The organism is Mycobacterium sp. PSTR-4-N (assembly GCF_022348085.1).
In the GTDB taxonomy this organism is placed as follows: Bacteria; Actinomycetota; Actinomycetes; order Mycobacteriales; family Mycobacteriaceae; genus Mycobacterium.
Map to the genome: position 1 here is coordinate 556,558 of NZ_JAKRFN010000001.1, position 14,027 is coordinate 570,584.

Here is a 14,027-nt window from a genome sequence, read left to right on the forward strand (position 1 = left end):
GCTAGCGTCTACGCCGCCGCGCGAATCCGAACGCACCCAGCGCGCCGACCGCCGCGGCACCCGCCGCCTGCCACGGCGCGAGCCCGGGCCGGGTGACGATGCGGTTGCGGATGACGGCCGGACCCGGTGCCGGGATGGGCGCCTCCACCGCGTTCTCCGGCATCGTCGCCGCCCACGCCGTGGCGAACAGGATCAACCGCGCGGTGATGTAGGCGAACACCATCAACCCGAGGACGGGGCCGAACGTAGCGCCCGCCGGCCCCGTCAACACTGACTTCAGATAGATCGATGCCACCAGCTTGAACACCTCGAACGCGACCGCGGCCAGCAGACCCGCGCGCACGCTGCTGCGGAAACTCGCCGACTCCCGCGGCAGCCGAGAGATCATCCACGTGAACAGCAACCACGACACCCCGATCGACACCGCGATCGCGGCGACCCGCAGCAGCACACTGGCCAGGGTCGAATCGGCAAGACCCAGCCAGTCCAGCACGTTGCCCATCAGCGAGGAACTGCCCAGCGCCGACAGCGCCACCGTCACCACGATCGCGGCGAACGTCGACAGCAACGCCAGCAGGTCGGAGAGCTTGGTCTTGAGAAAACCCGGCTGCTCCTCGCGGTAGAGACCCCACATCTGGCTGAGCGCCTCGCGCAGGTTGGCCATCCAGCCCAGGCCCGCCCACGCGGCGGTCGCGAGCCCGATGACGCCGACGGTGCCCCGGGACTCGATCGCCGAGTCCATCAACTGCACGACCTGCTGGCCGAGGTCTCCGCTGACGGCCGTGGCGATCTTGGCCTTGAGCTGGTCGAGCAGCTGTGGCTGGTAGGCGAGCACGAACCCGCCGATCGCGAACCCGACCATCAGCAACGGGAACAGCGCGAAGATCGTGAAGTAGGTGATGCCGGCGGCGTAGAAGTCGCCTTTGCTGTCGTTGTAACGCTGCTGGGCCCGCATCACGTGGTCGAACCACGGCATTCGCGCCCGTAGCCGGTCCAGGAACCCGGGCTCGTTCTGCGCTTCGTCCGGGGATCCCGAGCCGTCCGGCGCCGTCATCGTCAGCCTCCCGTTATCGCGGTGCGAGGAACCCCAACCTGTCATATACCCGGGCCACCGTCTTGCCAGACACTTCACGCGCCCGCTGCGCGCCGGCGGCCAGCACGTTCTCCAGTTCCGCAGGGTCGGCGAGGTACTCGTCGACCCGCGCCTTGATGGGGGTGACGAACTCGACGACGGCGTCGGCCGTCTCCTTCTTCAGATCGCCGTAGCCGCGGCCGGCGTAGCCCGCCACCAAGGTGTCGATCGAGGTGCCCGTCACCGCCGACTGGATGGTCAGCAGATTCGAGACTCCCGGCTTGGCGTCGCGATCGAAACGGATCTCGCGCTCGCTGTCGGTGACCGCGGACCGGATCTTCTTGGCCGTCCGCGCCGGGTCGTCGAGCAGGCTGATCAGCCCGGCATCGGTGGCCGCGGACTTGCTCATCTTGGCGGTCGGCTCCGCCAGGTCGTAGATCTTCGCGGTCGCCGTGGGGATCATCGGCTCGGGAACGACGAACGTGTCGGGGAAGCGCGTGTTGAAACGCTGCGCGACATCGCGGGCCAGCTCGAGGTGCTGGCGCTGATCCTCGCCGACCGGAACCAGCTCGGTGTCGTAGAGCAGCACGTCGGCGGCCATCAGGATCGGATAGGTGAACAGGCCGACGGTCTGCGCGTCCGCGCCGTGCTTGGCGGACTTGTCCTTGAACTGGGTCATCCGTGACGCCTGCCCGAAACCGGTGAAACAGCCCAGCACCCAAGCCAATTCGCTGTGCTCGGGCACATGGCTCTGGACGAACACGGTGGCGCGGGCCGGGTCGACGCCCAGGGCCAGGTACTGCGCGGCGGTGGCCAGTGTGCGCCGGCGCAACGTCGCGGGGTCCTGGGCCAGCGTGATCGCGTGCAGATCCACGACGCAGAAGTAGGCGTCGTGACCGTCCTGCAGACCGACCCACTGGGCGACCGCGCCGAGCGCGTTGCCCAGATGCAGAGAGTCCGACGTCGGTTGCGCGCCCGAGAAGACGACGGGCTTGGCTGAAGTGCTCATGGTGAGGTCCAGTTTTTCACGCGCCGTCGCGGTTTCGTCCGGCGGTCGACCGGTCCTGGGTAGCATGCGCGCAACCGAGGGGGTTCGCATGCGGCGATCGGCGTCAGTCCTTGTCCTGCTCGTCATCGCGACGTTCATGGGTGCCGGCCCCGCGCACGCCGCACCCGGTCGCGCCGTCGTCATCGTCTCCGGCGGTGACGCGGTCAGCCCGTTCACCACCGGAGACGACGCATGCCGGTCCGGTCTGGCCGCCGGCAACACCGACACCGCACTGCGGGAGAACCTGCTCGCCGCGGGTCACACCGTGTACACGTCGCCGGCCATGGCGGGCCGCGGACCCGTCACCGACCAGGGCGGTTTCGGCGCGTTCGGAGATTGCCCGATCACCCTGCCCGACATCATGACCGTCGATTCCACGGCGTCGATCGATCTGGCGGGCGAACACCTCGCCCGCTTCCTCTCCTACCTGCACGACACGCGCGGTGTCGACGTCGTCGACGTCGTCGGCCACTCGATGGGCGGGCTCTATTCGCGGGCGGCGTTCCGGGTGCTGCAGAGCCTCGGCTCGCCGATCCGCATCCGCTCGCTGACCACGCTGGGCACACCGTGGGAGGGATCGTTTCTGTCCGACTACGCCAACGGCATCACCCCGTTGTCGGACTGCGCGGGCGACGCCTACTGCGAGAAGGCGTCCCTGGCGATGGCCGCCGAGGTGACGCGGCTGCAGACCGGTTCGGGGCGCGAGGTCAACCAGGGCTACCTGATGGGTCCACGCGGGTGGAACGAGTACCAGGCAGGCGTGCTGGACCGGATCCCCGTCGTCCTGATCGGTGGCACTCGCTTCACCCACCCGGCTCCGGTCAACCCGATGGTGTGGCCCAACGACGGGATCGTCGCCACCCGCAGCGCGCTGGCCACCGACGTCAGCGACCGCGTACTGCCCCACCGCCGCTGCGTGTCCTTCGACGACACCCACAGCATCTTCGTCTCCGATTCGGTCGGGTTGCCGTGGGAGACGGGGCTGACGTGGGACCCGCGGGTGTTCGACGTGGTGCGCGGAGCCATCAACGACGCCGATGGCGCGTTAGCGACCCCCACCCGCGTCGGCTGCTGAGCCGAAATCACGCGTAGGTGACCGTCACCGGGCAGTGATCGGACCAGCGCAGCGCATACGCAGCGGGGCGTTCCGTGCGCACCGCGGCCACCCGCGCCGCCAACCCCGCCGTGGCCAGCTGGTAGTCGATGCGCCAGCCGGCGTCGTTGTCGAAGGCCTTGCCGCGCCAGGACCACCACGCATAGGGCCCAGGTTGCTCCGGATGCGCCACCCGCACCACGTCCACCCATCCGTTGGCCAGCAGGTCGGTCAGCCACTGCCGCTCCTCGGGCAGGAAGCCGGCCTTCTTGACGTTGCCCTTCCAATTCTTGATGTCGTTCTCGGTGTGGGCGATGTTCCAGTCACCGCAGAGCACCGCGTCACGGCCGTCGGCGCGCAGAATTGCCATCCGCTCGGCCACCGCGGCCATGAAGCGCTCCTTCTCCCGCTGCCGTTCGGTGTCGGCCTCCCCGGTCGGGAAGTACACGCTGCCCACCGTGACACCACCGGTGTCCACCTCGAGGTAGCGACCATGCGCGGCGAATTCCACTGCGCCACAACCGATCCGGACATCATCGTGGGGCGTGCGGGACACCACCGCGACCCCGTTGCGGCCCTTGACGTGGGGCCCGGCAGAGGCCAGGTGCCAGCCGTCGGCGAGCACCGGCGCCAGCGCCTCGGCCACCTGCTCGTCATCGGCGCGGGTCTCCTGCAGGCACACCACGTCCGCGGTGGTCTGCGCGAACCAGGCCAGCAGGCCGCGGTTGTCCTCCGAACGCTGCTTGATCGCTGCGCGGACGCCGTTGACGTTGACGGTGCTGATCGTGAGGGAGCTCGTCACGGCCGTCGACCCTAGCGGGCATTCTTGCGGTACCGCCGGTATCACCTTAGGGTCGGGCGCTATGAGCCCACGCGCGCCGATCCACCTCGGCTCCGGAGAGCCGGTGTTGCTGTTGCACCCCTTCATGATGTCGAACAATGTGTGGAAGGACGTCGCGCCGGCGCTCGCCGACACCGGCCGCTACGAGGTGTACGCGCCGACGATGGCGGGCCACCACGGCGGCAGCCCCAACCGCTCCTGGCTGCTCGACAGCGGCACCCTCGCCGACGACGTCGAGCGCCACCTCGACCGCCTCGGCTGGGACACCGCCCACATCGTCGGCAACTCCCTCGGAGGCTGGGTGGCCTTCGAGCTGGAACGCCGCAACCGGGCGCGCTCCCTGGTCGGTATCGCCCCGGCCGGCGGCTGGCACCGGTGGACGCCGGCCAAATACGAGATCGTGTTCAAGTTCGTGATGGGGATGCCCGTCTGGGTGGTGGCCAAGTTGCTCGGAGCGCGGGCAGCCCGCGTGCCCGGCGCGAGGTTCCTCACCAGCGTGCCGGTCAGCGCCCGCCCCGACGGCATCACCGACGACGACATCCTCGAGATCATCGACGACGTCCGACACTGCCCGGCCTACTACCAGCTCCTGGTCAAAGCCCTGCTGATGCCGGGGTTGATGGAACTCGCCGACACCTCGACACCCACCTATCTGGTGGTGTGCGAGAAGGACCGGGTACTGCCCCACCCGCGGTTCACCGCCCACTTCCGCAAGCACCTGCCCGAGTCGACGCGGTTCACCACACTCGACGGCGTGGGCCACATCCCGATGTTCGAGGCACCCCAGCGCATCGCCGAGGTGATCCGGGAGTTCCTCGACGAACAGACGGGCCCGCAGCGCGCCATCAGCTGAACCCGGTGGCACCCGATCCGCCGGGTGCGTTATTCTTCGTGGCGGTCATGAGTGCCAGCGTCAAGCCCCGGCTTGCTGGCCGGCAACCCTCCAACCGCGGTGGGGTGCCCCGGGAGACGACCAGGTTGAGTAGCCGACAACGGCTATAAGGCAAGCGCGGGTCCGCCGTGAAACGGGCCCCCCGTTCATGGAGGAGACGTCGATGAGCCTCGACAACCCCGATCCCACCGCCAACTGGGCCTTCGAGACCAAGCAGGTGCACGCCGGCCAGGCACCGGATACCGCCACGGGCGCCCGGGCACTGCCGATCTACCAGACCACCAGTTACGCGTTCCGCGACACCGACCACGCCGCAGCGCTGTTCGGGCTCGCCGAACCGGGCAACATCTACACCCGCATCATGAACCCCACCCAGGACGTCGTCGAGCAGCGCATCGCCGCACTCGAGGGCGGCGTCGCGGCACTGTTCGTGTCCTCCGGGCAGGCCGCCGAGACGTTCGCGATCCTCAACATCGCCCAGCACGGCGACCACATCGTGTCCAGCCCACGGCTTTACGGCGGCACCTACAACCTCTTCCACTACTCCCTGCCCAAACTGGGCATCGAGGTCAGCTTCGTCGACAATCCCGACGACCCCGAGTCGTGGCGGGCGGCGGTGCGTCCCAACACGAAAGCGTTCTTCGCCGAGACGATCTCGAATCCGCAGATCGACGTCCTCGACATCCCGACCGTCGCCGCGGTGGCGCACGACGCCGGGGTACCGCTGATCGTGGACAACACGATCGCCACACCGTATCTGATCCAGCCGATCAGCCACGGGGCCGACATCGTCGTGCATTCGGCGACGAAGTACCTCGGTGGGCACGGCACCGCGATCGCCGGCGTGATCGTCGACGGCGGCACCTTCGACTGGACCAACGGGCGCTTCCCCGGATTCACCGAACCCGACCCGAGCTATCACGGCGTGGTGTTCGCCGAACTCGGCGCGCCCGCGTTCGCGCTGAAAGCCCGCGTCCAGCTGCTGCGCGACTTGGGTTCTGCCGCATCGCCGTTCAACGCGTTCCTGGTCGCCCAAGGCCTGGAAACATTAAGCCTGCGCATGGAGCGCCACGTCGCCAACGCCCATCGGGTGGCCGAGTACCTGGCCGGTCACGAGGGCGTGATCTCGGTCAATTACGCCGGCCTACCGAGCTCGCCGTGGTACGAGACGGGAAAGAAGCTGGCGCCCAGGGGAACCGGCGCGGTCCTCGCCTTCGAGCTGGCCGGCGGGGTGCCCGCGGGCAAGGCGTTCGTCGACGCGCTGACACTGCACAGCCACGTCGCCAACATCGGTGACGTGCGCTCACTGGTGATCCATCCCGCCTCGACCACCCACCAGCAGCTCTCGGCCGAGGAGCAGCTCGCCACCGGCGTCACCCCGGGACTGGTGCGCCTGGCGGTGGGGATCGAGGGCATCGACGACATCCTGGCCGATCTCGAGCAGGGCTTCGCCGCGGCGCAGCGCGCCGGTGGAACCGCCGATGCGCAACTGCTCGAGGTGCAACCGTGACCGTCATGGACGTGGTGAACGATCGCGTGGCGCTGCCGCCCGAAGGCGAGATCGGCATCGTCGACATCGGATCGCTCACGCTGGAATCCGGCGCCGTGCTCGACGACGTGTCGATCGCGGTGCAGCGCTGGGGTGAGCTGTCACCTGAGCGCGACAACGTCGTGGTGGTGCTGCACGCCCTGACCGGCGATTCGCACATCACCGGGCCCGCCGGACCCGACCACCCGACTCCGGGGTGGTGGGACGGAGTGGCCGGCCCGGGCGCCCCGATCGACACCGACCGCTGGTGCGCGATCTCGACGAACGTGCTGGGCGGCTGCCGCGGCTCGACAGGACCGAGCAGCATCGCGCCCGACGGCAAAGCCTGGGGTTCGAGGTTCCCGGCGACGACGGTGCGCGACCAGGTCGCCGCCGACGTCGCGGTCCTCGAACGACTCGGCATCACCGAGGTGGCCGCCGTGATCGGCGGCTCCATGGGTGGCGCCCGGGCGCTGGAATGGATCGTCTCCCACCCGGACAACGTCCGCGCGGCGCTGGTGCTCGCGGTCGGAGCACGCGCCACCGCCGACCAGATCGGGACGCAGAGCACGCAGGTCGCCGCGATCACCTCAGATCCCCACTGGTGCAACGGCGATTACCACGACACCGGCCACTCCCCCGACACCGGGATGGAGATCGCCCGCCGGTTCGCCCACCTGACCTATCGCGGCGAAGCCGAACTCGACGAGCGATTCGGCAATACCGCACAGCCGGGGGAAGACCCCACCGCGGGCGGCCGCTACTCGGTGCAGAGCTACCTGGAGTACCAGGGCCGAAAGCTGGTGTCGCGCTTCGATGCCGGCACCTACGTGGCGTTGACCGACGCGCTGTCCAGCCATGACATCGGTCGTGGCCGCGGAGGCGTGGCTGCCGCGCTGAGGGGATGCCCGGTGCCCACCGTGGTGGGCGGTATCACTTCCGACCGGCTGTATCCCCTTCGGCTGCAACAGGAATTGGCGGATCTGCTGCCGGGCTGCGACGGACTCGACGTGGTCGATTCGGACTTCGGGCACGACGGGTTCCTGGTGGAGACCGACGCGGTGGGAAAGCTGATCCGGCGCACCCTGGAGTTGGCCGGCCGGTGAGCGGTTCAGCACCGCAACGGTCGCTGTCCTTCGGCGCCGAAGCCGCCGCCTACGAGCGGGGCCGCCCCTCGTATCCGCCGGAGGCCATCGAATGGCTGCTTCCCGAAAACGCCCACACCGTGCTCGATCTCGGCGCGGGCACCGGCAAGTTGACCACCCGGCTGGTCGAACGCGGCCTCGACGTCGTCGCCGTCGACCCGATCCCGGAGATGCTCGAGCTGCTGCGCACCTCACTGCCCGACACCCCCGCCCTGCTCGGGACAGCCGAGGAGATCCCCCTGCCGGACAACAGCGTCGACGCCGTGCTCGTCGCCCAGGCATGGCACTGGTTCGACCCGGCGCAGGCGATCGAGGAGGTCGCACGGGTGCTCCGGCCCGGCGGCCGACTGGGCCTGGTCTGGAACAACCGCGACGAAAGGCTGGGCTGGGTCAAGGATCTCGGCCAGATCATCGGCCACGAGGTCGATCCGTTCAGCCAGACCGTCGCGCTGCCCGACCCGTTCACCGACGTGTCACGGCACCAGGTCGAGTGGACCAGTTATCTGACACCGCAAGCGCTGATCGACCTGGTGGCCTCCCGCAGCTACTGCATCACCTCGCCCGAACAGGTGCGCACCCGCACCCTGGACCGGGTGCGCGACCTGCTCGCCACCCACCCCGCACTGGCGAACTCCACCGGCCTCGCGCTGCCGTATGTGACGGTGTGCGTGCGCGCCACCCTATCCTGAGGCCTCACGCCGCCCTGGTGCGCTCCCGAAGCGCGGTGCGCAGCCCGCGCTTCGGCGTCCCCGGGGTGGGCTCGACCCGCCCGAAGCGCCGCTCCGACGCCGTCTCCGGGGCGTCATCGCTGGGGGCCTTCAAGTACTTGTCCGGCAGCGCGAGCTTCAGGATGGTCCAGAACGACTGCCAGTACTGCCGCAGCAGCGGCCCGGTGGTGTAGGGCAGGTCGTACTTCTCGCAGAGCTCTCGGATGCGGACGCTCATCTCGGCGTAGCGGTTGCTCGGCAGGTCCGGGAACAGGTGGTGCTCGATCTGATAGCACAGGTTGCCGCTCATGAACGCCATGATCGGACCGGCGTGGAAGTTGGCCGACCCCAACATCTGTCGCAGATACCATTCGCCGCGGGTCTCGTTCTCGAACTCCTCGACGGTGAATTTCTCTGCGCCGTCCGGGAAGTGGCCGCAGAAGATCACCATGTAGGCCCAGTAGTTACGGATGAAGTTCGCCACCGCGTTGCACTTCAGGGTGTGCTTCCAGTTGGTCCCGGTCAGCGCCGGGAAGATGATGTAGTCCTTGCCCACCTGTTTGGCGATCTTGCGGCCCATGACCCGCATGTCCTTGCGCGCCTCGGCCCAGGTCTTCTCCTTCTTGCGGATCTTGTCGACCTCGATGTGGTGTGCCGCCACCCCCCATTCGAAGAACGTGCCGAGCAGCAGGTTGTAGATCGGGTTGCCGATCATCCACCGTTCCCACGGTTCGTCACGGGTCACCCGCATGATGCCGTAGCCGACGTCGCTGTCCAGACCGACGACGTTGGTGTACTTGTGGTGGACGAAGTTGTGCGAGTACTTCCACTGCGACGACGGGCACGTGGTGTCCCACTCCCACTCGGTGGAGTGGATCTCGGGGTCGTTCATCCAATCCCACTGGCCGTGGATGACGTTGTGGCCCAACTCCATGTTCTCGATGATCTTGGCCGAGGCCAACATCGCGGTGCCGGCCACCCTTGCGATCCGGCTGCTGCTCGCGAACAACGCGATCCGCCCACCGGCCGCCAGCGCGCGCTGCAGTTGGATGGTGCGACGCACGTAGCGCGCGTCGCGTTCTCCCCGGGACTCCTCGATGTCGGCGCGAAGCTGATCGAGCTCGGCAGCGAGGTTCTCGACGTCCTCCTCGGTGAGATGTGCGTAGACCTTGATGTCGGTGATCGCCATGGAAGTCTCCTCAGATCTTGATGGTGCAGTCACCGGAGGCGGTGGACACACATGTCTGGATGCGGTCGCCCGCACCGTGTTCCTGCCCGGAACGGATGTCCCGGACGTGCCCCTCTTCGAGCGGGAGCACACAGGTCTGGCAGATACCCATCCGGCAACCGAACGGCATTTGGATACCGGCGTCCTCGCCGGCCTGCAAAATGGTTGTGGCGCCATCGATCTCGGCGGACTTGTCGGAGATCCCGAAGTGTACGGTCCCGCCTTCGCCGCCCTTGTCGGTAGCCGCGATCGTGAACCGCTCCATGTGCAGCTGATCGGCGAGGCCGTGTTCTTCCCACACCTGCTCGGCCGCGTCGAGCATCGCCGACGGGCCGCACACCCACGCGGAGCGCTTCTGCCAATCCGAGACGATCTGGTCGAGCTCGGTGAGCTCGACTTTGCCGTCTTCCTGAGTGAGCTGCAGATGGAGGCGGTAGCCGCGCTGCCGGCTCTCCAGTTCGCGCAGCTCGTCGTGGAAGATCACCGACTCGGCCGACGGGGCGGAGTGGATGTGCACGATGTCTGGCTCCTGGCCGCGGGCGCGCAGCGAGCGCAGCATCGCCATGATCGGCGTGATGCCACTGCCGGCGGTGATGAACAGCAGCGATTCCGGCGGCGGGTCGGGCAGCGTGAACTCGCCCTGCGGTGCGGCCAGGCGAATGATCGTGCCGGGTTCGACCCCGTCGACGAGGTGGGTGGACAGGAAACCTTCCGGGGTGGCCTTCACGGTGATCGAGATCTCGTCGCGATCCGGCTCGGGCACCGATGTCAGTGAGTACGACCGCCAGTGCCACTTCCCGTCGACGCGCAACCCGATGCCGACGTAATGGCCGGGTTGGTAGTCGCGGGCGAAGCCCCAGCCCGGGCGGATCACCACGGTGGCCGTGTCGTCGGTCTCCCGGCGGACCTCGACGATCTCGCCCCGCAGCTCACGGGCCGACCACAGTGGATTGAGCAAAGACAGATAGTCGTCGGGGAGAAGCGGCGTGGTGGCGCGGGCCGCGAGCCCCCGCACCATGTTCACCCACCCCCCGCTCGGCGCTTCGACGTCGCGCGCCGGCTTCTTCGACCACCGCGCCACCGTCTTGACCACACTGGCCATGGCTCACCCCTGATGCGCTTCGCAGTACTCGCTGTGACTGCAGTCACAGCGGAGAGGACGCCTCCGGAGTATCCCTACCTGCCGGTAACGAAACATCTGTTCACCGGTTGGGCAGCGCGTCGCCGAAACCCCACGTGGCCTGCATCGTCGGGCGGGCACGCGGCGTCTGAGCCGGCTGCGGGAACCGCGCCGCCGGCCCGCCTGCGCTGCCGATCGGGACCACCGTCATCCCATCGTGCGGTGGCGCGCCGCCCCCGACATGAACCGGGCGTGCTCTAGCATCCTGGTCGACACGGGATGGCCGGACAGTGCGCGCACGGGTGCCGACGCCGTCGCGCGCGTCCGCAGCCGAGACAGTCCGGCGAGGCGGTCGGCCGTCGCAAATGGACCCGCCGGCTCAGCAAAGACCGGCGCTCAGCTGGTGCCCAGCGGGTCGATCGTCCACGCGATGTAGAGCATCGCCGCGCTGACCGCGGCGGTGGTGGCGACGTCGACCGTGCGGCTGCGCACCGCGAGCAGCCCCACGCGATCCTCGGGCAGGGTCAAACGCAACGCCGAGGCCATCCCCACGCCGATCGCCATCACGAGCGCGCCCCGGCGCCAGTAACCCATCGCCACCAGCACGAACGCCGCCAACAGGGACAGCCCCACGGCCAAGATCGGCCACTGTCCGGTGAACAGCCTGCGGGTTGCCCTCACGACGCGGCGGCAGCCTCGGCGCGCTCGACGACGTTGGTGAGTAGAAACGCCCGCGTGAGCGGACCGACGCCACCGGGATTGGGCGACACGTGCCCGGCCACGTCCCAGACACCGGGATGCACGTCGCCGACGAGCTTGCCGGCCTCGTCGCGGCTGACCCCGACGTCGACGACCGCTGCGCCGGGCCGCACCATCTCCGCGGTCACCATGTGCGGCACCCCCGCGGCGGCGACGATGATGTCGGCTTCACGGGTGATCTGCGGCAGGTGGCGGGTCGCGGTGTGGCACAGCGTCACCGTCGCGTTCTCCGAACGCCTGGTGAGCAGCAGGCCGAGCGGACGTCCGACCGTGACACCGCGGCCGATCACGACGACGTGCGCACCGGCGATCTCCACCTCGTAGCGCCGCAGCAGGTGCACGATGCCCCGCGGCGTGCAGGGCAGCGCGGCGGGTTCATTGAGCACGAGCTTGCCGAGGCTCATCGGGTGCAGCCCGTCGGCGTCCTTGTCGGGGTCGATCCGCTCCAGCGCCGCGTTCTCGTCGAGATGCCGCGGCAGCGGCAGCTGCACGATGTACCCGGTGCACTCGGGGTTGGCGTTGAGCTCGTCGAGCGTGGCGATCAGGTCGGCCTGGCTGATGTCGGCGGGCAGGTCCCGGCGGATCGACGTGATGCCCACCTTCGCGCAGTCGGCGTGCTTGCCCCGCACGTAGGCCTGCGATCCGGGGTCGTCCCCGACGAGAACGGTACCCAGGCCCGGGGTGTGACCGGCCTCCACGAGCCGCGCCACGCGCGCCGTGAGGTCGACGAAGATCTCGTCGCGCGTGGCCTTACCGTCCAAAGTGATCGCACCCACGGCGATCATTGTGACAGGCTCTCTAGACATGACAACTGTCCCCGATGTGTTCACTCCAGCCGCGCTGGGTCCCATCACGTTGCGCAACCGCGTGATCAAGGCAGCGACGTTCGAGGCCGCGACGCCGAACGCTCTGGTCACCGAGGACCTGATCACCTATCACCGACTGCCCGCCGCCGGCGGGGTCGGCATGACCACCGTCGCCTACCTGGCGGTCGCCCCGGGCGGACGCACCGAGGGCAACCAGATCTACTGGCGGCCCGACGCGATGGCCGGACTGCGCAAGCTCACCGATGCCGTGCACGCCGAAGGCGCGAAGATCAGCGCGCAGATCGGCCACGCCGGCCCGGTGGCGAACTCGAAGTCGAACGGGACGACGGCCTACGCCCCGGTGCGCTTCTTCAATCCGCTGTCGATGCGCTTCGCGAAGCGGGCGACCCGGGACGACATCACCGACATCACCGAGGCGCACGCCCAGGCGGCGCGGATGGCCATCGACGCGGGCTTCGACGCCGTCGAAGTGCATCTGGGCCACAACTACTTCGCCAGCTCGTTCCTGTCACCGCTGATCAACCGGCGCGACGACGAGTTCGGCGGCTCGCTGGCCAACCGCGCCAAGGTGGCCCGCGGCACCGTGCTCGCCGTCCGCCGTGCCGTCGAGAAGGCGGGCACGCCGATCGCGGTGACCGCCAAGCTGAACATGAGCGACGGTGTTCGGGGCGGGATCTCGACCGAGGAGGCGCTGCAGACCGCGAAGTGGCTCGAGGAGGACGGCGGGCTGGACGCCATCGAGCTCACCGCAGGCAGCTCCCTGGTCAACCCGATGTACCTGTTCCGCGGCGAGGCACCCGTCAAGCAGTTCGCGGGCGCCTTCAAGCCACCTCTGCGGTGGGGCATCCGGATGACGGGCAACAAGTTCTTCCGCGAATATCCCTACCGCGAGGCGTATCTGTTGCGCGACGCCCGGCTGTTCCGTGCCGAGCTCTCGATGCCGCTGATCCTGCTGGGCGGCATCACCAACCGCGAGACCATGGACCTGGCGATGGCCGAGGGCTTCGACTTCGTCGCGATGGGGCGGGCCCTGCTCGCCGAGCCGGATCTGATCAACCGGATCCGGGCCGACGGCACCGCCGTCAGATCACTGTGCACGCACTGCAACCAGTGCATGGCGACGATCTACCGCCACACGCACTGCGTCGTGACGGGTTCGCCGTCGCCGGTCAGTTCGGGGCGGTGAGCGCTCGCGCGCAGTCCTCGACGATCGCTTCGGCAGCCGCGGGAATCGCCTGACGCGCACCCAGGTGACGCCGCACGATCGCGTACGGCACGTCGATCACCGCCGCGCTGACCCGCGCGGTGTCCCCGGGGATTTCGCCGAGCACCTTCTTGAGCCTGCGCTGCAAGCGTTTCCGGCGCCCGACGAGGTGGTCGGGCCAGTCCTCGAGCCCGAGTTGAGCGGGGCCCGTCAGCAGCACGTGCGCCTCGATCGGATGAGCTCGGCACCAGCCGAGCACGCCGAGCGCGCCGGCCACGCCGCGGTGCGCCGGATCCCCGTCGCTGTCACTGTCACCGTCGAGCACCTCGGACAGCGCATCCAGGAGTCGCTCCTCGGTGCGCACCCACAGTTCCCCGCACAGCGCGGCGCGCGTCGGGAACCTGTGGTAGACCGAGCCACTCGGCGCGCCGGTGCTGCGCGCGACCGCCGACATGGTGACCGCACCGGGACCGTCGGAGGCCAACAGGTCCGCCGCTGCGTCGAGGAGGACGTCGACGGTGTATCGGGCGGGCCGCGGCATTGCTCCACCCTAAAGTAGAGGT

Annotated in this window: 15 protein-coding genes and 1 riboswitch; of the genes, 6 read left to right on the plus strand and 9 right to left on the minus strand. The window is 68.7% G+C overall.

All coding sequences use genetic code 11. The features are described from left to right. Position 1: 1 nt before the first annotated feature. Positions 2-1,054 (minus strand): inner membrane protein YhjD, encoded by a 1,053-nt coding sequence (gene yhjD / locus MHN84_RS02660; RefSeq protein WP_241203070.1) that lies wholly within the window; start codon positions 1,052-1,054, stop codon positions 2-4. 13 nt (positions 1,055-1,067) lie between these two features. Next, positions 1,068-2,081, minus strand: coding sequence for a tryptophan--tRNA ligase (gene trpS, locus MHN84_RS02665; RefSeq protein ID WP_241203071.1), 1,014 nt, complete (start codon positions 2,079-2,081; stop codon positions 1,068-1,070). 88 nt (positions 2,082-2,169) lie between these two features. Between trpS and MHN84_RS02670 the strand changes: the two genes are divergently transcribed. Continuing rightward, entirely contained in the window at positions 2,170-3,195 is a 1,026-nt protein-coding gene (locus MHN84_RS02670) for a hypothetical protein (protein ID WP_241203206.1), read from the plus strand. 7 nt (positions 3,196-3,202) lie between these two features. Here MHN84_RS02670 and MHN84_RS02675 read toward each other — a convergent pair whose 3' ends face one another. Continuing rightward, positions 3,203-4,015, minus strand: a complete 813-nt coding sequence (locus MHN84_RS02675) for an exodeoxyribonuclease III (RefSeq protein ID WP_241203072.1) — start codon at positions 4,013-4,015, stop codon at positions 3,203-3,205. Positions 4,016-4,076: 61 nt separating this feature from the next. Between MHN84_RS02675 and MHN84_RS02680 the strand changes: the two genes are divergently transcribed. The 4 genes from MHN84_RS02680 to MHN84_RS02695 all read left to right on the plus strand — a co-directional run bounded on the left by MHN84_RS02680 (position 4,077) and on the right by MHN84_RS02695 (position 8,308). After that, on the plus strand, positions 4,077-4,907 hold the full coding sequence (locus tag MHN84_RS02680) for an alpha/beta fold hydrolase (RefSeq protein WP_241203073.1): 831 nt from the start codon (positions 4,077-4,079) through the stop codon (positions 4,905-4,907). A 43-nt stretch (positions 4,908-4,950) separates the two neighbouring features. Next, a riboswitch (SAM riboswitch) is annotated at positions 4,951-5,070 on the plus strand. Between the two features lie 39 nt (positions 5,071-5,109). Next, complete coding sequence (locus MHN84_RS02685; protein WP_241203074.1) at positions 5,110-6,456, plus strand: bifunctional o-acetylhomoserine/o-acetylserine sulfhydrylase; 1,347 nt, start codon at positions 5,110-5,112, stop codon at positions 6,454-6,456. Positions 6,457-6,461: 5 nt separating this feature from the next. After that, positions 6,462-7,580: a homoserine O-acetyltransferase gene (locus MHN84_RS02690; protein ID WP_241203207.1), complete on the plus strand. Its 1,119-nt coding sequence runs from the start codon at positions 6,462-6,464 to the stop codon at positions 7,578-7,580. After that, positions 7,577-8,308 (plus strand): class I SAM-dependent methyltransferase, encoded by a 732-nt coding sequence (locus MHN84_RS02695; protein ID WP_241203075.1) that lies wholly within the window; start codon positions 7,577-7,579, stop codon positions 8,306-8,308. Before MHN84_RS02690 ends, MHN84_RS02695 begins: the two co-directional genes overlap by 4 nt. 4 nt (positions 8,309-8,312) lie before the next feature. Here the strand turns inward: MHN84_RS02695 and MHN84_RS02700 are convergent, their stop codons facing one another. From MHN84_RS02700 to MHN84_RS02715, 5 genes are all read right to left on the minus strand, one after another. Further along, a complete protein-coding gene (locus MHN84_RS02700) occupies positions 8,313-9,515 on the minus strand; it encodes a fatty acid desaturase (RefSeq protein WP_241203076.1) in 1,203 nt (400 codons plus the stop codon). A gap of 10 nt (positions 9,516-9,525) precedes the next feature. Then, complete coding sequence (locus MHN84_RS02705; RefSeq protein ID WP_241203077.1) at positions 9,526-10,656, minus strand: ferredoxin reductase; 1,131 nt, start codon at positions 10,654-10,656, stop codon at positions 9,526-9,528. Positions 10,657-10,756: 100 nt separating this feature from the next. Then, entirely contained in the window at positions 10,757-10,885 is a 129-nt protein-coding gene (locus MHN84_RS29645) for a hypothetical protein (RefSeq protein WP_255729752.1), read from the minus strand. Positions 10,886-11,070: 185 nt separating this feature from the next. Beyond that, positions 11,071-11,355, minus strand: coding sequence for a DUF3017 domain-containing protein (locus MHN84_RS02710; RefSeq protein WP_241203078.1), 285 nt, complete (start codon positions 11,353-11,355; stop codon positions 11,071-11,073). After that, positions 11,352-12,209, minus strand: coding sequence for a bifunctional methylenetetrahydrofolate dehydrogenase/methenyltetrahydrofolate cyclohydrolase (locus MHN84_RS02715; RefSeq protein WP_241203079.1), 858 nt, complete (start codon positions 12,207-12,209; stop codon positions 11,352-11,354). The genes MHN84_RS02710 and MHN84_RS02715 overlap by 4 nt, the downstream gene beginning before the upstream one ends. 28 nt (positions 12,210-12,237) lie before the next feature. Here MHN84_RS02715 and MHN84_RS02720 point away from each other — a divergent pair, with 28 nt between their 5' ends. Then, on the plus strand, positions 12,238-13,446 hold the full coding sequence (locus tag MHN84_RS02720; RefSeq protein ID WP_241203080.1) for an NADH:flavin oxidoreductase: 1,209 nt from the start codon (positions 12,238-12,240) through the stop codon (positions 13,444-13,446). Here MHN84_RS02720 and MHN84_RS02725 read toward each other — a convergent pair. Beyond that, positions 13,430-14,005: a TetR/AcrR family transcriptional regulator gene (locus MHN84_RS02725; RefSeq protein WP_241203081.1), complete on the minus strand. Its 576-nt coding sequence runs from the start codon at positions 14,003-14,005 to the stop codon at positions 13,430-13,432. The genes MHN84_RS02720 and MHN84_RS02725 overlap by 17 nt on opposite strands. Positions 14,006-14,027 lie beyond the last annotated feature (22 nt).